This is a genomic window from Erwinia sp. GW821-FHT03D09, assembly GCF_059420805.1.
This window is the reverse complement of sequence record NZ_JBWKUK010000012.1, coordinates 78,671-99,731: the sequence shown is the minus strand read 5'-3', so window position 1 is coordinate 99,731 and position 21,061 is coordinate 78,671. Positions and strand designations below refer to the sequence as shown.

Sequence of the window (21,061 nt, the reverse complement as noted above, 5' to 3'; positions counted from 1 at the left end):
CAGGGGTCCAACCCTGCGATGAAACAGCTCTCCGCCATGCGACGGAGAGCTCAATGGTAGTGCTTTATTCTGCTTCTGGTGCCGCAGGAGCTGCTGCTTCAGGCTGAGCCTGTTCGCTGGCTTCTTTGATGCTCAGACGCACGCGCCCCTGACGGTCAACTTCCAGTACCTTAACCGGTACTTCCTGACCCATCTGCAGATAGTCGGTTACTTTCTCAACGCGCTTGTCAGCGATCTGAGAAATGTGCACCAGGCCTTCTTTACCGCCGCCGATTGCCACGAAGGCACCGAAGTCTACGATACGCGTCACTTTACCGTTGTAGATGCGACCAACTTCGATCTCTGCGGTGATTTCCTCAATGCGACGAATTGCGAATTTCGCTTTTTCGCCGTCGGTTGCAGCAATCTTCACCGTACCATCGTCTTCGATTTCGATGGTCGTACCGGTTTCTTCGGTCAGCGCACGGATGACAGAACCACCCTTACCGATCACGTCTTTGATCTTATCAACGCTGATCTTAATGGTGTGGATACGCGGTGCGAACTGAGAGATATCGCCGCGCGGGGTGCTGATAGCCTGTTCCATCACGCTCAGGATATGCAGACGCGCACCTTTAGCCTGGTTCAGAGCAACCTGCATGATCTCGCGGGTGATGCCTTCGATTTTGATGTCCATCTGCAGCGCGGTGATACCTTCGCGGCTACCGGCAACTTTAAAGTCCATATCGCCCAGGTGGTCTTCGTCACCCAGAATGTCAGACAGAACTACGAAGTTGTTTTCATCTTTAACCAGACCCATTGCGATACCCGCAACGGCGGCTTTGATTGGCACGCCTGCATCCATCAGCGCCAGAGAAGCACCACAAACGGAAGCCATTGAAGAAGAGCCGTTTGATTCAGTGATTTCTGACACAACACGTACGGTGTACGGGAACGCATCGCCTTTTGGCATTACGGCCAGCACGCCACGTTTCGCCAGGCGACCGTGACCGATTTCGCGACGCTTCGGTGAGCCCACCATACCGGTTTCACCAACAGAGTACGGAGGGAAGTTGTAGTGGAACAGGAAGCTGTCGGTACGTTCACCCATCAGCTCGTCCAGGTTCTGCGCATCACGTGCAGTACCCAGAGTTGCGGTTACCAGCGCCTGAGTTTCACCACGGGTGAACAGTGCGGAACCGTGAGTTCGTGGCAGAACGCCGGTACGCACATCCAGACCACGGATCATGTCTTTTTCACGGCCATCGATACGTGGCTCACCGCGCAGAATACGGCTACGAACAACATCTTTTTCCAGCGCGTGCAGGATGTCGCTGATTTCGCCAGCATCCAGGCTGTCGTCTTCGGCCAACAGTGCAGCGGTAGCTTCTGATTTAATCACGTCAACCTGAGCATAACGCTCCTGTTTTTCGGTGATGCGGTAAGCATCGCTCAGACGCGCTTCAGCCAGGGCAGCAATACGTGCATGTAACGCTTCGTTTACAGGCTCTGGCTGCCAGTCCCAGCGAGGTTTTCCGGCTTCAGCTACCAGCGCATTGATGTTCTCAATCACGATCTGCTGCTGGTCGTGGCCAAATACGACCGCACCCAGCATCTGATCTTCGCTCAGCAGCTCGGCTTCTGATTCAACCATCAGTACAGCGCCCTGAGTACCGGCAACGACCAGGTCCAGCTTGCTTTCTTTCAGCTCATCGCTGGTTGGGTTCAGTACGTACTGGTCGTTAAGGTAACCGACGCGCGCTGCACCGATAGGACCATTGAACGGCAGGCCAGACAGCGCCAGCGCTGCTGAAGCACCGATCATTGCGACGATGTCCGGGTTAACCTGTGGGTTAACGGAAACCACGGTAGCAATAACCTGCACTTCGTTAACGAAGCCTTCAGGGAACAGCGGACGAATCGGGCGGTCAATCAGGCGAGAAATCAGGGTTTCGCCTTCGCTTGGGCGGCCTTCACGACGGAAGAAGCTGCCGGGGATACGGCCAGCAGCGTAAGTACGCTCCTGATAGTTTACGGTCAGTGGGAAGAAGTCCTGGCCTGGCTTAGATTTTTTCTGGCCTACAACAGTAACGAACACTGCGGTGTCGTCCATGCTTACCATTACGGCAGCCGTTGCCTGGCGCGCCATCATACCGGTCTCAATGGTGACGGTATGCTGACCATACTGGAATTTTTTTACGATCGGGTTCAGCAAAATTAGTTCCTTAAACATCTGGGCAGGGGTTAATCCCGCCGTGGATTACTAATCTTCACCTTGCATTCTCGCGACTAATGACAACCCTAATCCCAAATGGGATAAAGCCTCTCATTAGCCGCGCGAACCTCTGCAACTGAAGATCACACTCAGCAACAATACAATAGTTTGCCCGGAATTGCTGCCGATTGCTTGAAAAAAGGGGCCATAAAGGCCCCTTTCCAGCGAAACTCGTTCCAGGCTGTACGTTTGCCATTTTGTCATCAGATCGCTCTGAAAACGGGCAGAACAGCCTTAAGACTTAGCGACGCAGACCCAGACGCTCGATCAGGCTGGTGTAACGAGAAACGTCTTTACGCTTCAGGTAGTCCAGCAGTTTACGACGCTGAGAAACCATACGCAGCAGACCGCGACGGCTGTGGTGGTCTTTCTTGTGTTCAGAGAAGTGACCCTGCAGATGGTTAATCTGCGCAGTCAGCAGAGCAACCTGCACTTCAGTAGAACCGCTGTCGTTAGTACCACGACCGAAATCAGCAACGATCTGCGCTTTAGTTTCAACACTTAGAGACATGAGACAACTCCAAATTATAAGGTAAATGTACAGGCGCCGATCTCTAATTCAGCAACCCAGTGTAAAGCCGCGCCATTCTACTCCGCGCAATGCGCAAGCGCAAATTTACCCGTTATCTTTTCGGCAACAGGAGCAAGGTCTGCCGCCCGAACCAAACGGAGTAAATTAGTCGAAATGTTCCACAACCAGGCGGCGTGGAGCCACTCGTCCATCATCGGCGATTTCGGCCATGCCGATAAACTTATGTTCGTCGCCTTCGGTCACGCGCACCAGGCCTGTACTCGGTGCGCCTGCCGCCCGAACAGGCATACCCTGTTTAAACCAGGCGGCCACTTCACTTAGCAGGTTCACCACCGGGTATTCCGCCGCCGGGCTGTCCATCGGCATCAGTAAAGCGTCAAGCAGAGCCGCGGGCGGCTGTTCGCTACGATGCGCTTCTTCCGCCAGCGCATTCAACTGTTCCAGCGTCACCATCTTAGCAATCGGATAAGTGGCAACCTGCAAACGACGCAGATAGGTAACATGCGCGCCACAGCCCAGTTTCTCACCAAGATCGTCAATAATGGTACGAATATAGGTACCTTTGGAAACGTGAATTTCCAACTCCAGCTCATTCCCTTCATGGCGAATGAACAGCAGTTCGTAGACATTGATGCTGCGAGACTCACGAGGGACTTCTATCCCCTCGCGGGCATATTCATACAGCTTGCGGCCCTGATACTTTAGCGCAGAATACATCGACGGGATTTGCTGCGTTTCACCACGGAAACTTTCCAGCGCTGCCATCAGTGCTTCCGCAGTGAAAATTACCGGGCGCTCACTGACTACCACGCCATCTGCATCTGAAGTATCGGTGCGCTGCCCCAGCCGGGCAATCACGCGATAACGCTTGTCTGAATCAAGCAGGTATTGTGAAAACTTGGTGGCTTCCCCAAGGCAGATCGGCAGCATGCCCGTCGCCAGAGGGTCCAGCGCGCCGGTATGACCCGCACGATTTGCGTTGTAGAGGCGTTTCACTTTTTGCAGGGCATCGTTAGAGGATAAGCCCTGCGGCTTATCCAGCAACAGCACCCCGTGGATATCGCGACCGCGACGGCGAGGACGGCTCATTAATCTTCTTTACCTTCTTCCTGCTCATCTTCTGCCGGACCACGGCGCTCAACGTCTTTTTTCACTACGTTGGTCACCAGGTTAGACATGCGCATCCCTTCAACAAGGGAGTTGTCATAGAAGAAGGTCAGTTCCGGCACAATGCGCAGACGCATTGCTTTGCCCAGCAGCGTACGGATATAGCCGGACGCATCACCCAGCGCACGCAGGCCGGCTTTAATTGCCGCTTCGTCTTTGTCGTTGAGGAACGTTACGAACACTTTCGCGTAGGCCAGGTCGCGGGAAACATCAACGCCGGAAACGGTGACCATCATACCCAGACGCGGATCTTTAATCTCGCGCTGCAGAATGATAGCGATCTCTTTTTGTAGCTCTTGAGAAACGCGCTGCGGGCGACCAAATTCTTTCGCCATAATTTATCTCTCCAAATAATTTGGGAGGCCAGAAGCCTCCCAAATAATATCCTGCAATCTTCACATCGCCGCTGCGTTAACTGCCCTGCTGCAACGCGAAATCTACCGGATATCTGCCAGTCGATTAATCGATGGTACGCTGAATTTCGATAATTTCGAATACTTCGATCATATCGCCAACGCGAACATCGTTGTAGTTCTTCACGCCGATACCACATTCCATGCCGTTACGAACTTCGTTAACGTCATCTTTGAAGCGGCGCAGGGATTCCAGCTCGCCTTCATAGATAACCACGTTGTCACGCAGTACACGGATTGGGTTGTGACGCTTGATGTTACCTTCGGTGACCATACAGCCCGCGATAGCACCAAATTTCGGTGATTTGAACACATCACGCACCGCTGCAAGACCAATGATCTGCTGCTTGTACTCTGGTGCCAGCATGCCGCTCATCGCTGCTTTCACTTCGTCGATCAGATTATAGATCACGGAGTAGTAACGCAGATCCAGACTTTCAGAATCAATCACGCGGCGAGCAGAAGCATCGGCACGAACGTTGAAGCCAACCAGGATAGCGTTAGATGCTGCAGCCAGAGTGGCGTCGGTTTCGGTGATACCGCCCACGCCTGAACCAACGATTTTCACTTTCACTTCATCGGTAGAAAGTTTCATCAGTGAGTCAGCGATGGCTTCTACAGAACCCTGTACGTCGGCTTTCAGTACGATGTTCAGTTCAGATACTTCGCCTTCGGTCATGTTCGCAAACATGTTTTCCAGCTTAGATTTCTGCTGACGTGCCAGCTTAACTTCACGGAATTTGCCCTGACGATACAGCGCAACTTCACGCGCTTTCTTCTCGTCACGAACAACCGTTGCTTCATCACCCGCAGCAGGAACACCGGACAGGCCGAGGATCTCAACAGGGATCGATGGGCCGGCGGTCAGAACTTCACGACCCAGCTCATCGCGCATCGCACGAACACGACCGTACTCGAAGCCGCACAGTACGATATCGCCTTTGTTCAGGGTACCTTCACGCACCAGCACGGTAGCAACCGGACCACGACCTTTATCCAGGAAGGATTCGATAACCACGCCGCTCGCCATACCCTGACGCACAGCGGTCAGTTCGAGAACTTCAGCCTGCAGCAGGATAGCGTTCAACAGGTCGTCGATACCGGTACCGGCTTTCGCAGATACATTGACGAACATGTTTTCACCGCCCCACTCTTCCGGAATAATTCCGTACTGGGTCAGCTCGTTCTTAACGCGATCCGGATCGGCTTCTGGCTTATCGCACTTGTTCACCGCAACAACAACCGGCACTTTCGCCGCTTTGGCGTGCTGGATTGCTTCGATAGTCTGTGGCATCACGCCATCATCAGCAGCAACAACCAGGATAACGATATCGGTAGCCTGAGCACCACGAGCACGCATTGCGGTAAACGCGGCGTGGCCCGGGGTATCGAGGAAGGTCACCATACCGTTGTCAGTTTCAACGTGGTATGCACCGATGTGCTGGGTAATGCCGCCCGCTTCGCCAGAGGCGACTTTCGTGGAGCGGATATAGTCCAGCAGTGAGGTTTTACCGTGGTCAACGTGGCCCATGATGGTCACGACCGGCGCTCGGGATTCCAGCACGGCATCGGTGTCACGGTCGCTCATTACCGCTTCTTCCAGCTCGTTTTCGCGGCGCAGCGTCACTTTGTGACCCATTTCTTCCGCAACCAGTTGTGCAGTTTCCTGGTCGATAACCTGGTTGATGGTCGCCATAGCGCCCATCTTCATCATCACTTTAATGACCTGGGAGCCTTTCACCGCCATCTTGTTAGCCAGTTCCGCAACGGTGATGGTTTCGCCAATCACCACATCGCGGTTTACGACCTGAGCCGGCTTATTAAAGCCCTGCTGCAGCGAGCTTGGCTTACGCTTGCCACCTTTACCGCCACGAACCTGCGCACGCGCTTCTTCACGGTCAGTTTTGGCTTCAGCGTGTTTGTTGCCCTTTTTACGAACCGGGGCTTTAGCTGGGCGCGCTGCCGCACGAGTACGACGGTCACCTTCAACCTGTGCATCGTTTTCGTCTTCTGCAGCACGCGCGTGAGTGGATGTTGTGACGTGGTAGTCAGAGGTGTCTTCTTCCTCTTTGACTGATGCCCACTCTTCACCTTTTTCTTCCGCCATTTTACGCGCTTCTTCGGCTACACGCTTCGCTTCTTCTTCAATCTTGCGACGCGCTTCTTCCTCGGCTTTACGCTTCAGTTCAGCTGATTCAGCTTCACGGCGGGCTTTGTCGGACTGTGAAGCCCGGGTCATTTCATCGGTATGTTGATTGCTCACTTTATCTCTTTCCGCTGCTTCACGTTTGGCTTTATCAGCTGCCTCACGCTTGGCCTGCTCCTCGGCTTCACGCTTCGCTTTCTCTTGAGCTTCGCGCTGGGCTTTTACTTCAGCCTCGCGACGAGCCAGTTCTTCCGCTTCACGCTGTGCCTGCGCTTCTGCTTCAGCCTGTTCAGCTTCAGCCGGATCGCCTTTTACATAGGTGCGTTTTTTGCGGACTTCAATTTGCACCGATTTACTTTTACCCCCGGTGCCCGGGATATTCAAGGTGCTGCGTGTTTTACGCTGCAGAGTTAGCTTACCAGATCCACCGCCATGTTCGCGATTCAGATGGGTAAGTAAAGTTTCTTTTTCTTGCTGGGTAACAGAGTCTGTTTCAGACTTTTGGAGCCCTGCATCAGCAAATTGCTGTACCAGGCGTTCAACCGGTGTCTGAATCTCTGCTGCCAGTGATTTTACGGTTACATCTGTCGTCATGCTGTTCCTTCCTGCTACAGTTTATTACGCGTCGTCGCCGAACCAGCAAATATTACGTGCAGCCATAATCAGCTCACCGGCCCGCTCATCGGTCAGGCCATCAATATCTGACAGGTCATCAACACCCTGCTCGGCAAGATCTTCCAGCGTACGAACGCCTTTCGCAGCCAGCTTGAAAGCCAGCTCACGTTCCAGACCTTCCAGGCCCAGTAAATCTTCCGCAGGTTGGGCATCCCCCAGGCTCTCTTCTTTCGCAAGGGCCAGGGTGGTTAACGCGTTTTTAGCTCGGTCGCGCAACGCTTCTACTGTCTCTTCATCCAGGCCGTCGATCTCCAACAGCTCGTTGATCGGCACATAAGCCAGCTCTTCCAGAGAAGAGAAGCCTTCTTCTACCAGAACGGTAGCGAAGTCTTCATCGATATCGAGGTGTTTAGTAAAGACGTCAATGGCAGCGTGTGCTTCGGCCTGATGCTTAGCTTGCAGGTCGTCGACCGTCATCACGTTCAGCTCCCAGCCACTCAGCTGTGAAGCCAGACGCACGTTCTGGCCATTACGGCCAATTGCCTGAGCCAGGTTCCCGGCTTCAACGGCAATATCCATGGTGTGATTATCTTCATCAACTACGATAGAGGCGACATCCGCTGGAGCCATCGCGTTGATCACGAACTGCGCTGGATTATCATCCCACAGTACGATATCAATACGTTCGCCACCCAGCTCGCTGGATACCGCCTGAACACGCGCACCGCGCATACCAACGCAGGCACCGACCGGGTCGATACGCTTATCGTTAGTTTTCACAGCGATTTTGGCACGGGAGCCTGGATCGCGCGCGGCGGCTTTAATTTCAAGAACTTCTTCAGCGATTTCCGGCACTTCAATGCGGAATAATTCAATCAGCATTTCCGGCTTGGAACGGCTGACGAACAGCTGCGCACCGCGGGCTTCTGGACGCACGGCATACAGAACACCACGAATGCGGTCACCCGGGCGGAAGTTTTCGCGCGGCAGCATATCTTCACGAATGATGACGGCTTCAGCATTGGTGTTAGAGCCATCGGTAGGCCGAACTTCCAGGGAGATGTTGTCGCGGTTAACTTTCTTAACCACACCGGTGATGATCTCGCCTTCCTGCTCGCGGAACTGATCCACGACCATTGCTCGCTCTGCTTCACGAACTTTCTGAACGATAACCTGCTTGGCGGTCTGGGTGGTGATACGGTCGAAGGTCACGGATTCGATCTGATCTTCAACGAAATCACCGAGGTCCAGCGCTTCATCTTCGTAACGTGCTGCTTCCAGCGTGATTTCACGAGTCGGCAGCGTCACTTCGTTAACGATCAGCCAACGACGAAAGGTGTCGAAATCGCCGCTTTTACGATCGATGGTGACGCGAACGTCAATTTCCTGCTCGTATTTTTTCTTGGTGGCTGTAGCCAGCGCGCTCTCCAGCGCTTCGAAAATCTTCTCGCGCGGGAGGGATTTCTCATTAGAGACCGCTTCTACAACAGCTAAGATTTCTTTGTTCATCCTGGTATGCCTCAATCCGGACTTTTAAAAGTGGGGAACCAGGTTCGCCTTCTGGATGTTGCTCAGTGCGAACACTTCGTCGTTACCCTCAACGGCAACAGTAATCATTTCACCTTCGACAGATTTAATGATGCCCTGCCATTTGCGGCGGTTCTGTACCGCCATACGCAGAACCAGGCTGACTTCTTCACCAGTAAAACGTACGTAATGCTCTGCGGTAAACATTGGACGGTCAAGACCAGGTGAAGAGACTTCAAGGTTGTAGGGCACGGTAATCGGATCTTCAACGTCCATCACCGCGCTAACCTGGTCGCTCACATCAGCGCAATCATCAACATTGATGCCATCTTCACTATCAATATAGATGCGCAGGGTGGATGTGCGGCCACGTACAAACTCAATACCTACCAGTTCGTAGCCAAGCGCTTCTACCGGTGCTGAAATCAGCTCTGTTAATTTTTGCTCTAATGTGGACAATCCCACCCCCAAGACATAAAAAAAGGGCCTATAGCCCAGTGTTACTGTTTCCTGATAACAAAAAACCCCGAAAATTCGGGGCTTTATGCGACTGGACCCTGTATACCGCAATAGCTGCGGCTCGGCACAATCCAAAAGAATTTTTTTCAAAATTCGCTGTAAACGCGCCGTTCTGTGCATACAGTATATTTGAAAAAGAACTCTAAGGGAAAGTGGTTGCGGGGGCCGGATTTGAACCGACGACCTTCGGGTTATGAGCCCGACGAGCTACCAGGCTGCTCCACCCCGCGTCCGAATATTACGCAAAACTTGCACAAATCGCAAGCAAAACTGAGATTTGGTACCGAGGACGGGACTTGAACCCGTAAGCCCATGCGGGCACTACCACCTCAAGGTAGCGTGTCTACCAATTCCACCACCACGGCACTAAAGTTGCGATTTTTTTATTTCTATCGCGTCGAAATGTAACTCAGGTCTTACTGCGGGATGTCACTGCCCGGCGCTGCCGGTTTAGCTGGCGCAGTCTGCTGAGACTGTGCTGGCTGAGTCAGATTTTCCCACTCGCTTCCTTTCTGGGTTTTGTTGCTATTAAGGTTACCCAAGATCAAGCTGATAATGAAGAACAGGGTTGCCAGCACTGCAGTCATACGGGTCATGAAGTTACCTGAACCGTTAGAACCAAACAGTGTACCAGAAGCGCCTGCACCAAATGATGCTCCCATATCAGCGCCTTTACCTTGCTGCAGCATGATCAGACCGACAAGGCCGATTGCCACAATAAGGAAAACTACTAAAAGAGCTTCGTACATAATCAACCTTCTTCCTTGCACGTTAAATGTGCATTAAAAGCTTCAAACCAGTTAAGTCGATAGTGAATCACTACCCATCAGAAGCGGGTGTGAATACTAACCAAAGGCGCTCTCCCGTGCAAGGGCAATTTCACTACATCATACTGATTGCAGAAAAAAGCGGCAAAAGATCAATTTATGGAGAGAAAACGCACTGTTCATCAATGATTTTTCATCAAAACATGACCAGGCAAAGAACAGAAAGAGCGTCGTTTAGTGCGATAGAAAACACCCTGAAACAGGGGCCGAAGTGACTGTTCGACCCCGCTCCGAATCAAACGGCTTTCACCACATCGGCGATGCGATGGGCAAGTGCGGTAACCTGCGTTTCGTCTTCACCTTCCACCATCACGCGGATCAGCGGTTCGGTACCGGATTTACGCAGTAGCACGCGACCACGTCCTTTCAGTTCAGCTTCCACTTCACTGGTTACCGCTTTAACCTGCGCATCTTCCAGCGGATCGTTTTCGCCACTGAAGCGAACGTTAACCAGAATCTGCGGCAGCAGCTTCATTCCACTACACAAATCGTGCAGAGTCATATGATTTCGCACCATCGCAGTTAGTACTTGCAAACCTGCAACCACACCGTCGCCTGTGGTCGTCTTATCAAGCAGGATTACGTGACCTGAATTCTCAGCGCCAAGACGCCAGCCTTTTTCCTTTAGCTTTTCCAGTACGTATCGGTCACCCACTTTCGCCCGGGCAAACGGGATACCAAGCTGTTTAAGCGCCAGTTCCAGGCCCATATTGCTCATCAACGTACCGACAACACCACCGCGCAACTGCCCCTGGCGTAAACCCTCACGGGCGATAATATAGAGGATCTGATCGCCATCCACCTTCTGGCCAAGATGATCAACCATCATGATACGGTCGCCATCACCGTCGTAAGCCAGTCCCAGATCGGCTTTCTCAGCTAGTACACGTTCCTGTAACAGGCGCAGATCGGTTGCACCGCACTCATTATTAATGTTCATCCCGTTAGGCTGAACGCCAATCGAGATCACGTCCGCGCCCAGTTCACGCAACACATTAGGCGCAATGTGATAAGTAGCGCCATTCGCGCAATCCACCACAATTTTTAATCCGTTAAGGCTTAACTCGCTTGGGAATGTCCCTTTGCAAAACTCGATGTAGCGCCCGGCGGCATCAACAATACGGCTGGCACGCCCCAGTTCGATAGACTCAACGCAGGTGATCGGCTTTTCCATCTCGGCTTCAATCGCCTCTTCCACTTCATCCGGCAGCTTGGTGCCTTCAGTGGAAAAGAACTTAATGCCATTATCGTCGAACGGATTATGAGAGGCAGAGATAACAATACCCGCTTCGGCACGGAATGTGCGAGTCAGGTAGGCCACCGCAGGAGTCGGCATTGGCCCGGTAAACGCGGCTGACAATCCGGCTGCGGCCAGACCCGCTTCCAGCGCAGACTCCAGCATATAGCCTGAGATACGCGTATCTTTCCCGATGATAATTTTCTTCGAGCCGTGGCGTGCCAGCACCTTTCCGGCAGCCCAGCCAAGTTTCAGCACAAAATCTGGAGTGATGGGATATTCACCCACTTTGCCGCGAATGCCATCGGTACCAAAATACTTGCGGTTGCTCATAACGTTATTCTTCCTTCGCTGACTGTGTCGCTTCGACGACGCGCATCGCCTCTACGGTTTCTTTTACATCGTGTACGCGCAAAATATGAGCGCCCTGCATGGCAGCAATCACCGCACAGGCTATGCTGCCGGTTAAGCGCTGCCCGGGCCCCACGTTCAGCAGCTGGCCAATCATACTTTTACGCGACATGCCGACTAATAGCGGCAGGCCAAAATGATGATAGTCGGCCAGGTGCGCCAGAAGTTGATAATTATGGGAAAGATTCTTACCGAAACCAAAACCCGGGTCGAGCAGCAGTTGCGATTTTTTTATCCCTGCGGCTTCGCATCGGGCAATATGCTGAACGAAAAAGTCATCAACATCGCGCAGAATGTTCTGATAGTTCGGTGACTGCTGCATAGTTTTCGGTTCGCCCTGCATATGCATCAGGCATACCGGCAGGCTGGTTTCCGCAGCGGCTTCAAGCGCTCCCGGTTCCTGTAGTGAACGAATATCATTGATAATGTGCGCCCCCACGCGGGCAGATTCACGGATAACCTCGGGTTTGGAGGTATCCACCGATATCCACACCTCAAAACGCTGCGCAATCGCTTCTACCACTGGAATAACGCGCTCCAGCTCCTCTTCCACACTGACGTCTTTGGCTCCGGGACGGGTAGACTCTCCGCCGACATCAATAATCGTGGCGCCGGCATTGATCATCTCGTTGGCGTGGGTCAGAGCATGGCTCAGTTCGTTATGCTTGCCGCCATCTGAAAACGAATCGGGAGTGACGTTCAGGATACCCATCACATGCGGATGTGAGAGGTCGAGTACGGTATCTCTGGCGTACAGCTTCATAACAAACGGTCTCCGGTAATTGTAGATATAAAAAAACCCCGACCATAGCCGGGGTTCACATTATAACAGCATATTGGCTGCAATCTGGCGGGTTCCATCAGGTTTCCGTCAGAGCCCTATCACACGATTTTGTCTGAACCTGGCATGTCGTCGTTTGGACGTGGTGCCTCAGGCGTGACAGTTTTCTCAATATTAACTGGGCCTTCCCAGCCCGCTGGCGGACGAACCTCACGACGCGCCATCAGATCGCTGATCTGAGGTGCATCAATGGTTTCATACTTCATCAGCGCATCTTTCATCGCATGAAGAATGTCCATATTTTCGTCCAGAATGCGGCGAGCACGAGCATAGTTGGTATCAATCAGTTTTTTCACTTCCTGATCGATGATACGTGCCGTTTCGTCGGACATATGCTTAGCCTTAGCCACTGAACGGCCGAGGAACACTTCACCTTCCTCTTCAGCATAAAGCAACGGACCCAGCTTTTCTGAGAAGCCCCACTGAGTAACCATGTTTCGCGCAACGCTGGTCGCCATTTTGATATCAGACGATGCACCGGTAGAAACGTAGTCCGGCCCGTAGATAATCTCTTCCGCCAGACGTCCACCGTAGGCCACGGAAATTCGGCTTTCCAGCTTCTGACGGTTGGCACTGATTTCGTCCCCTTCCGGCAGGAAGAAGGCTACGCCCAGCGCTCTGCCACGAGGAATGATAGTGACTTTGTGCACCGGGTCATAACCCGGAACCAGCGTACCCACAATGGCGTGCCCTGCTTCATGGTAAGCGGTTGATTCTTTCTGAGCTTCAGTCATCACCATGGAGCGACGTTCTGCACCCATCATGATTTTGTCTTTCGCTTTTTCGAACTCAACCATCGACACCACACGCTTGTTACCGCGGGCAGCAAACAACGCCGCTTCGTTAACAAGGTTAGCCAGGTCTGCACCGGAGAAACCAGGAGTACCACGGGCAATGATTGCCGCATCGACATCTGGTGCCAGCGGCACACGGCGCATATGCACTTTCATGATCTGCTCGCGCCCACGAACATCCGGTAAACCGACGACAACCTGACGGTCAAAGCGGCCCGGACGCAGCAGCGCAGGGTCAAGCACATCAGGACGGTTGGTAGCGGCAATAACAATAATGCCTTCGTTACCTTCAAAACCATCCATCTCAACCAGCATCTGGTTCAGCGTCTGTTCACGTTCATCGTGACCACCGCCCAGACCAGCACCACGCTGACGGCCTACCGCATCAATTTCATCGATAAAGATAATACACGGCGCGGCTTTCTTAGCTTGTTCAAACATATCGCGTACGCGGGATGCACCCACACCAACGAACATTTCAACAAAGTCAGAGCCAGAGATAGTGAAGAAAGGTACTTTCGCCTCGCCTGCAATCGCTTTCGCCAGCAGGGTTTTACCGGTACCCGGAGGGCCGACCATCAGTACGCCTTTCGGAATTTTACCGCCCAGCTTCTGGAAACGGCTAGGCTCGCGCAGGTATTCAACCAGCTCGCCCACTTCCTCTTTCGCTTCGTCGCAGCCTGCAACGTCAGCAAAGGTGGTTTTAATCTGATCTTCTGTCAGCATACGCGCTTTGCTTTTGCCGAAGGACATCGCGCCCTTACCGCCGCCGCCCTGCATCTGCCGCATAAAGAAGACCCAGACACCAATCAGTAACAGCATTGGGAACCAGGAGATGAAAATCGATGCCAGCAGGCTCGGCTCTTCCGGTGGTTCGCCGACTACTTTCACATTTTTAGTCAACAGGTTATCGAGTAACTTGGGATCGTTGACAGGAATGTAGGTCGTGTAGCGATTACTATCTTTTTTGGTTACGTTAATTTCACGCCCGTTAATACGTGCCTCGCGGACCTGATCCTGGTTCACTTCAGACAGGAAGGTTGAGTAATCAACCCTACGGCCATTCGACTCGCTGGGCCCAAAGCTCTGGAATACAGACATCAGCACAACTGCGATGACTAACCAGAGAATTAGGTTTTTCGCCATGTCACTCAAGGGATTAACCTCTTATTACAACTGTGTTAACAGACAGCGTAGGGTACTACATATCCTTCACACTTGGAATCGCTGCAAAACTGCGGCTGATCCGGCGATGATGGTTACAGTTTGCGCCCTGTCGCTACAATATACACTTCACGCGAACGAGAACGTGAAGCGTCCGGCTTACGAATTTTTACTTTCGTAAACAGGGAGCGAATTTCCCGCAGGTATTCTTCAAAACCATCTCCCTGAAACACCTTTACTAAAAAGCTGCCACCGGGTGCCAATACGTCACGACACATATCCAGGGCAAGCTCACATAAATACATCGACCGGGGAATATCAACTGCAGGTGTACCCGTCATGTTGGGTGCCATATCCGACATCACAACCTGAACTTTAGTCTCACCCACACGTTCCATCAGAGTTTTCAGTACGCTTTCGTCACGAAAATCGCCCTGAAGAAAGTCAACGCCAACAATGGGGTCCATCGGTAGAATATCACAGGCAATAACACGACCTTTTGACCCAATCTGCGTTACCACATACTGTGACCAACCGCCCGGAGCCGCACCGAGGTCAACCACGGTCATACCGGGTTTGAAAAGTTTGTCACCCTGCTGTATTTCATCCAGTTTAAACCAGGCGCGCGAACGCAACCCTTTTTTCTGCGCCTGAAGCACATATTTATCGCTAAAGTGTTCCTGTAGCCAGCGGCTGGAACTGGCCGAACGCTTTTTACCAGTCATACAATTTCCAACTATGATTCAACGTAAGCGATAAATAACCGCGCAAATCAGCGAAGCCGATTTGGTGATACACTCGAGATGGCGGTAGAATGACCCGTTTTCAATCCCAATGTAAGTAAAAAATACGATGAATCTGAGTACCAAACAAAAACAGCACCTGAAAGGTCTGGCCCATCCGCTGAAGCCAGTAGTTATGCTGGGCAACAACGGCTTGACCGAGGGAGTGCTGGCCGAGATCGAACATGCACTGGAGCACCATGAACTCATCAAGGTGAAAATCGCCACTGAAGACCGTGAGACGAAAACCCTGGTGGTTGAAGCAATCGTGCGCGAAACCGGTGCAGTTAATGTGCAGGTAATCGGCAAGACGCTGGTGCTGTACCGTCCAACGAAGGAACGCAAGATCTCCATTCCGCGCTGAGGGGGCGGCTGGTCAGCTGACCGGCCTTTCCGAACAAACTCAGGTCAGGAGAAAGTGCCACGCTCCTCATTCCGATAAAAGGCCGCAGTGCGGCCTTTTTCTTATCTTTACAAAACCCTCATCCATAATGAGGATAGTCAATATCAGAGATACTGGACGTTTAACACTTCATATTCCACGTCGCCGCCCGGCGTTTTGATGATAGCAACATCATCAACAACCTTACCGACCAGACCACGCGCCATTGGTGAATTGATGGAGATCAGATTCAGCTTAAAGTTCGCTTCGTCATCACCCACAATACGATAGGTAGACTCTTCATCGCTATCCACATTTAACACGGTAACGGTGGCACCAAAAATCACCCGGCCGTTAGCGTTGTTAGCCATTTTTGTGACATCAATTACCTGGGCATTAGAAAGCTTTGATTCAATTTCCTGGATACGGCCCTCGCAGAATCCCTGCTCTTCGCGAGCAGCATGGTATTCCGCATTTTCCTTCAGGTCACCGTGCTCCCGTGCTTCAGCAATTGAGGCAATAATCCTGGGGCGTTTAACAGTTTTGAGCTCTTCCAGCTCTTCGCGCAATTTTTCTGCGCCTTTTAACGTCATCGGAATCTGATTCATCTCAATACCTCTTAAAATCTTTCCTGTTCAAAGTGTCGTCGTCCTGACGGATGGTATGCAGAAAAGGCGTTCTGCGGCGCTTTCTACTGATTTAAAACAAAAGAACCCTGACCCGGAGTAAACTCCAGGTCAGGATCTATTTTGCAATTTGATACGCATTTTACCCCAGAGTTCCCTGGGGGTCATCGTTTACTTTCCACCGCAATGCACCGTAGTATGACAGCATCACCTGTCAGTTACCGCGAGATTATGCGCTTTTCACGAATTGTTACCGGCCTTAGCTACGCTTTTATGCTGCATGCACAGGCAGCCCCCGTCGAAGACTACACCCAGTACCTTCCCGACGGTGCAAACCTGGCGCTCGTAGTGCAAAAAATTGGGGCTACAACGCCCTCTATTGACTATCACAGCCAGCAGATGGCGATACCCGCCAGCACAATGAAGGTGATTACGGCACTGGCCGCTATGCTGCAACTTGGCCCTGATTACCGCTTTAACACCCAGCTTGAAAGCAAGGGCAGTATCAGCGGCAACACGCTGCGCGGCGATCTGGTTGCTCGTTTTGGTGGCGATCCGACGTTAACGCGCCAGGATCTGCGTAATATGGTCACTAACCTGAAAAAACAGGGCGTGGAACATATCGCTGGCAATCTGGTCATTGATACTTCCGTTTTTGCCAGTCACGATAAAGCACCAGGCTGGCCGTGGAATGACATGACCCAGTGCTTCAGTGCGCCGCCGGGCGCTGCAATCGTAGACCGTAACTGCTTCTCGGTTTCACTCTACAGCTCACCGACCCCAGGGGAAAAAGCCTTTATTCGCGTGGCCTCCTGGTATCCGGTCAATATGTTCAGCGAAGTCAGAACGCTGGCCAGGGGTTCGGCCGATGCACAGTATTGTGAACTGGACATCGTTCCAGGGGAACTGAATCGCTTCACGCTAACCGGCTGCCTTACCCAGCGCTCGGAGCCATTGCCACTGGCTTTTGCTATCCAGGATGGTGCGAGCTACGCCGGTGCAATTCTGAAATCTGAACTGCAGAATGCCGGCATAGATTACAGCGGACATCTGGTTCGCCAGACTCTGGTCACCCAACCCGGAACCGTGCTGGCACAAACTCAATCGGCGCCGCTTCGCGACCTGCTGAAAATCATGCTGAAAAAGTCAGACAACATGATTGCGGATACCGTATTCCGTACGATTGGCCATGAGCGCTTTAACGTACCGGGTACCTGGCGTGCGGGTTCAGATGCGGTGCGCCAAATCCTGCGTCAGAAAGCCAGTATCGATCTGGGCAATAGTATTCAGGTGGACGGTTCCGGGCTATCCCGCCACGATCTGATTTCTCCTGCTACCATGATGCAGGTACTGCAATATATCGCACAGAACGATCAGCAGCTCAATATCATCTCGATGCTGCCGCTGGCCGGTTATGATGGCACACTGCGCTATCGCGGCGGGCTACATGAAGCGGGCGTTGACGGCAAAGTTTCAGCCAAAACCGGTTCATTGCAGGGTGTGTATAACCTGGCCGGATTTATGACCACCGCTAGCGGGCAGCGGGTGGCCTTTGTACAGTTCCTGTCCGGTTATGCCGTGCCGCCGGAAGATCAACGCCAGCGCCGCATCCCGCTGGTTCGCTTTGAAAGTCGTCTGTATAAGGACGTTTACCGGAATAATTAATCATTGAAAATATTAATTGTTGAGGACGATGAACTGCTACAAAAAGGCCTGACTCTGGCAATGACCGGGGAAGGTTACGCGGTGGACTGCGCGGCAAATGCGACCCAGGCGGTCGCATTCCTGCGCAGCAGCCAGTACAGCCTGATCGTGCTGGATCTCGGTTTACCCGATCGTGACGGTACCGAACTGCTGCGCCAGTGGCGTAAAGAACAGAACGATTTGCCGGTGTTGATCCTGACGGCACGTGACGCGCTGGAAGATCGGGTTGAAGGGCTGGATGCGGGTGCCGACGACTACCTGGTAAAGCCGTTTGCGCTGGCTGAACTGAAAGCCCGCGTTCGGGCGCTGATCCGCCGCTATCAGGGCCACAGCGATAATCTGCTGGTACGCGGCGATATCACGTTAAATCTCACATCTCAGCAGGTGGCCGTCGAGAATCTCCCCGTTGAAGTCACGCCAAAGGAGTTCGCCCTGCTGACTCGCCTGCTGATGCGCCTGGGCCAGACGGTTCATCGCGAAACGCTACAGCAGGATCTATACAGCTGGCAGGACGACACCAGTTCGAACACACTTGAAGTACATATCCATAATCTTCGCCGCAAACTTGGCAAAGATCGCATCAAAACCGTTCGCGGCGTCGGTTATCGTTTAGAAGAGCGCGAATGAACAGCATGCGGCGGCGTTTATTGATTATGCTGGCGCTAATTCTGCTGAGCTGTCAGCTGATGAGTGCATTTTGGCTGTGGCACGAAAGCCGGGAGCAAATCAGTTTTCTGGTGAATGAAACGCTGACTAACCATGCGCGCAATGAGCATGTCGAAAATGAGATCCGCGAAGCGATAGCCTCGCTTCTGCTCCCGTCGCTGGTGATGGTGTGCTTTACCCTCCTGCTCTCCTTCTGGGCAATCAGCTGGATAATTCGCCCTCTGCGCTCGCTGCAAAGCAGCCTGGCCTCACGTTCGGCGGATAACCTGAGCCCCCTGCCGCTGCATTCAGATATGGATGAAATTGTGGCGGTTACCGGCGCGCTAAATCAGCTACTGGCACGTCTGGACCATACGTTACAACAGGAGCGGCTGTTTACGGCAGATGCGGCCCATGAATTACGTACCCCGCTGGCAGGCCTGCGGCTGCACCTCGAGCTGCTGGAACAAGAAGGTAACCCACTGGGTACAATGCTGGTCACCCGGGTCGATCAGCTGATGCATGTCATCGAGCAGCTGCTGATGCTGTCGCGAGCCGGACAAATGATGGTAAGTGGTCACTACCAAACTTTGAACTGGCAAGAAGTGGTCCAGCCGCTGCGTCAGGAGATGGAAGAGATGCTGTCCCTGAATCAGCAGCGGCTCGTTATTGAGGATACCAGTCATGGCAGCCGCGTACAGGGTGATGCCGTGCTGCTGCGCCTGATGTTGCGTAATCTGCTGGAGAACGCCTCACGCTACAGTCCACAGGGCAGCAGTATCACGCTGATACTGACATCCAGTGAAAACGGTAGCATGGTAACCGTGCGCGATGAAGGTCCTGGCATTGATGTCAGCGAGGTTCAGGAAGTGGTGAAAGCGTTCCGCCGAATGGATCAGCGGTTTGGCGGTAGCGGCCTGGGGCTGAATATCGTTCAGCGTATCGTGCAACTCCATCACGGCCAGCTGAGCCTGACAAATCGTAGCGATAGAAGTGGGCTCGATGCCAGATGCCGGTTCCCGCAGCAGCTTAACTGAGCCAGCTATTCTTACAGAACATTCTGGAATTTTAATTAGCAACGCTAACTCATTGCAGGCTGATTACCTGCAATTACCCTGTCAGATCAACGAAAAAATGCTAAAAATAGTGTAAAAGCGATTATTCCCTCAAGAGCACGAGCTTAATAAATAAATTTACCTTTATTGACACTTCAAAGCATTCAACGTAGCTTACTTCCCATGAAAGCAAATGATAATAATTATTACTTAGCTTATCATTTAAATAAGGACGTAGAATGGAATTGTTAACCTCAGAAAGCACGCTGCAATTTGCCGCAGATGCTGCCGCCAGTGGCTTTTTCTTTATGTCTCCCTGGCGCAGTCTCGCAGCGAAAGGTTGCTTTACCACTATCAACACGCCGGCATATGAAGGTGAGATGCTGACGGGCCGTTTTCAACACGATATCCGGCATCACCTGTCAGAAGCGAAACGACAGGGAATACGTCATCCGGTCGTGGTGGGTGCAATCCCTTTTGATGTCCGCCAGCCTTCAGCTCTGTTTATCCCTGAAATCAGCCACTTTTTTGACCGCAGCAGCTTCCAGCAGCAGGTACAGACACAGAGCTCATTACATAACGGCATTCTGCGGCGTAATGCACTGCCTGAGCAGCCTGAATTTATGCGAATGGTCAGCGAAGCTATTGCAGCCACGGCTTCATCTCAGCTGGATAAGGTCGTGCTCTCGCGCCTGATGGACATCGTGACGGAGAAACCGGTCAACATTGCTGGCCTGATGCAACAGCTCATCGCGCAGAATCCCGCTAGCTACAATTTTCACGTACCTCTGGCACAGGGTGGTTCCCTGCTGGGAGCCAGCCCGGAGCTGCTGCTGCGCATGCACGATCGCCGCTACTACACCCACCCGCTGGCAGGCTCGGCAAAGCGGAACAGCGATCGCGAACAGGACCGCGCGGCAGGTCAGCAACTGATGAACTCGCGAAAAGACCGCTATGAGCATCGGCTGGTGATCGATGCTCTGCGTGACGTACTGCAATCACGCAGCAAGCGCCTCGCCATCCCAGAAGAACCGGAACTGCTGACCACCGGTACGCTGTGGCATCTTGGCACCCCAATAGAGGGTGAAGTCAGCCACGCGGCCGAAAATGCACTTTCTCTGGCCTGCCTGCTGCATCCGACCCCGGCGCTGAGCGGATATCCTCATGCCAGCGCCATGCAGTTGATTGCCGAGCTGGAGCCCTTCGAGCGTGACTTATTCGGCGGCATCGTTGGCTGGTGCGATGAGCACGGAAACGGTGAGTGGGTGGTCACTATCCGCTGCGGGAAAGTTGCCGGAAACCGTGTTCGTCTGTTTGCCGGTGCGGGAATTGTTCCTGATTCAACACCTGAATCCGAATGGCGTGAAACCGGCGTCAAACTGAATACCATGCTGCGTGCATTTGGCCTCAATTAAAGGTA

The 21,061-nt window shown here is 52.7% G+C and carries 18 protein-coding genes and 2 tRNA genes; 5 read left to right on the top strand and 15 right to left on the bottom strand.

Features of this window, described 5'->3' with window-relative positions:
• Positions 1–64 precede the first annotated feature (64 nt).
• From pnp to rlmE, 14 genes are all read right to left on the bottom strand, one after another.
• The gene (gene pnp, locus AC07U6_RS13875) at positions 65–2,194 is read right to left on the bottom strand and encodes a polyribonucleotide nucleotidyltransferase (RefSeq protein ID WP_494764422.1); all 2,130 of its coding nucleotides are present in this window, start codon (positions 2,192–2,194) and stop codon (positions 65–67) included.
• A 301-nt stretch (positions 2,195–2,495) separates the two neighbouring features.
• Positions 2,496–2,765, bottom strand: a complete 270-nt coding sequence (gene rpsO / locus AC07U6_RS13870; protein ID WP_105592954.1) for a 30S ribosomal protein S15 — start codon at positions 2,763–2,765, stop codon at positions 2,496–2,498.
• 165 nt (positions 2,766–2,930) lie between these two features.
• Complete coding sequence (gene truB, locus AC07U6_RS13865) at positions 2,931–3,875, bottom strand: tRNA pseudouridine(55) synthase TruB (RefSeq protein ID WP_494761394.1); 945 nt, start codon at positions 3,873–3,875, stop codon at positions 2,931–2,933.
• Complete coding sequence (rbfA, locus tag AC07U6_RS13860) at positions 3,875–4,288, bottom strand: 30S ribosome-binding factor RbfA (protein WP_105592952.1); 414 nt, start codon at positions 4,286–4,288, stop codon at positions 3,875–3,877. Before rbfA ends, truB begins: the two co-directional genes overlap by 1 nt.
• Before the next feature lie 124 nt (positions 4,289–4,412).
• Positions 4,413–7,106 carry a translation initiation factor IF-2 gene (gene infB, locus AC07U6_RS13855; RefSeq protein ID WP_494761393.1) on the bottom strand — a complete coding sequence of 898 codons (2,694 nt, stop codon included), beginning with the start codon at positions 7,104–7,106 and terminating at the stop codon, positions 4,413–4,415.
• A gap of 24 nt (positions 7,107–7,130) precedes the next feature.
• Positions 7,131–8,636: a transcription termination factor NusA gene (nusA, locus tag AC07U6_RS13850; protein WP_494761392.1), complete on the bottom strand. Its 1,506-nt coding sequence runs from the start codon at positions 8,634–8,636 to the stop codon at positions 7,131–7,133.
• A 24-nt stretch (positions 8,637–8,660) separates the two neighbouring features.
• Positions 8,661–9,113, bottom strand: a complete 453-nt coding sequence (rimP, locus tag AC07U6_RS13845; RefSeq protein WP_494761391.1) for a ribosome maturation factor RimP — start codon at positions 9,111–9,113, stop codon at positions 8,661–8,663.
• 213 nt (positions 9,114–9,326) lie between these two features.
• Positions 9,327–9,403: transfer RNA gene (locus AC07U6_RS13840), tRNA-Met, on the bottom strand.
• A gap of 48 nt (positions 9,404–9,451) precedes the next feature.
• Positions 9,452–9,538: transfer RNA gene (locus AC07U6_RS13835), tRNA-Leu, on the bottom strand.
• Between the two features lie 51 nt (positions 9,539–9,589).
• Positions 9,590–9,922 carry a preprotein translocase subunit SecG gene (gene secG / locus AC07U6_RS13830; protein ID WP_105592949.1) on the bottom strand — a complete coding sequence of 111 codons (333 nt, stop codon included), beginning with the start codon at positions 9,920–9,922 and terminating at the stop codon, positions 9,590–9,592.
• 313 nt (positions 9,923–10,235) lie between these two features.
• Positions 10,236–11,570, bottom strand: a complete 1,335-nt coding sequence (gene glmM, locus AC07U6_RS13825) for a phosphoglucosamine mutase (RefSeq protein ID WP_494761390.1) — start codon at positions 11,568–11,570, stop codon at positions 10,236–10,238.
• Between the two features lie 4 nt (positions 11,571–11,574).
• Positions 11,575–12,411 carry a dihydropteroate synthase gene (gene folP, locus AC07U6_RS13820; protein ID WP_494761389.1) on the bottom strand — a complete coding sequence of 279 codons (837 nt, stop codon included), beginning with the start codon at positions 12,409–12,411 and terminating at the stop codon, positions 11,575–11,577.
• Between the two features lie 119 nt (positions 12,412–12,530).
• On the bottom strand, positions 12,531–14,429 hold the full coding sequence (gene ftsH, locus AC07U6_RS13815; protein WP_494761388.1) for an ATP-dependent zinc metalloprotease FtsH: 1,899 nt from the start codon (positions 14,427–14,429) through the stop codon (positions 12,531–12,533).
• Positions 14,430–14,542: 113 nt separating this feature from the next.
• Positions 14,543–15,172 (bottom strand): 23S rRNA (uridine(2552)-2'-O)-methyltransferase RlmE, encoded by a 630-nt coding sequence (gene rlmE / locus AC07U6_RS13810; protein WP_264546849.1) that lies wholly within the window; start codon positions 15,170–15,172, stop codon positions 14,543–14,545.
• A 127-nt stretch (positions 15,173–15,299) separates the two neighbouring features.
• Here rlmE and yhbY point away from each other — a divergent pair, with 127 nt between their 5' ends.
• Positions 15,300–15,593, top strand: coding sequence for a ribosome assembly RNA-binding protein YhbY (gene yhbY / locus AC07U6_RS13805; RefSeq protein ID WP_105592942.1), 294 nt, complete (start codon positions 15,300–15,302; stop codon positions 15,591–15,593).
• Positions 15,594–15,736: 143 nt separating this feature from the next.
• Here the strand turns inward: yhbY and greA are convergent, their stop codons facing one another.
• A complete protein-coding gene (greA, locus tag AC07U6_RS13800) occupies positions 15,737–16,219 on the bottom strand; it encodes a transcription elongation factor GreA (protein WP_494761387.1) in 483 nt (160 codons plus the stop codon).
• Between the two features lie 249 nt (positions 16,220–16,468).
• Between greA and dacB the strand changes: the two genes are divergently transcribed.
• The 4 genes from dacB (at position 16,469) to AC07U6_RS13780 (ending at position 21,056) form a co-directional block, all read left to right on the top strand.
• Positions 16,469–17,902, top strand: a complete 1,434-nt coding sequence (dacB, locus tag AC07U6_RS13795; protein WP_494764421.1) for a serine-type D-Ala-D-Ala carboxypeptidase — start codon at positions 16,469–16,471, stop codon at positions 17,900–17,902.
• Positions 17,903–17,905: 3 nt separating this feature from the next.
• Positions 17,906–18,568 carry a two-component system response regulator PmrA gene (gene pmrA, locus AC07U6_RS13790; protein ID WP_494761386.1) on the top strand — a complete coding sequence of 221 codons (663 nt, stop codon included), beginning with the start codon at positions 17,906–17,908 and terminating at the stop codon, positions 18,566–18,568.
• Positions 18,565–19,623 (top strand): two-component system sensor histidine kinase PmrB, encoded by a 1,059-nt coding sequence (gene pmrB, locus AC07U6_RS13785; protein WP_494761385.1) that lies wholly within the window; start codon positions 18,565–18,567, stop codon positions 19,621–19,623. The genes pmrA and pmrB overlap by 4 nt, the downstream gene beginning before the upstream one ends.
• A gap of 257 nt (positions 19,624–19,880) precedes the next feature.
• Positions 19,881–21,056, top strand: a complete 1,176-nt coding sequence (locus AC07U6_RS13780) for an isochorismate synthase (protein ID WP_494761384.1) — start codon at positions 19,881–19,883, stop codon at positions 21,054–21,056.
• Positions 21,057–21,061: the final 5 nt, after the last annotated feature.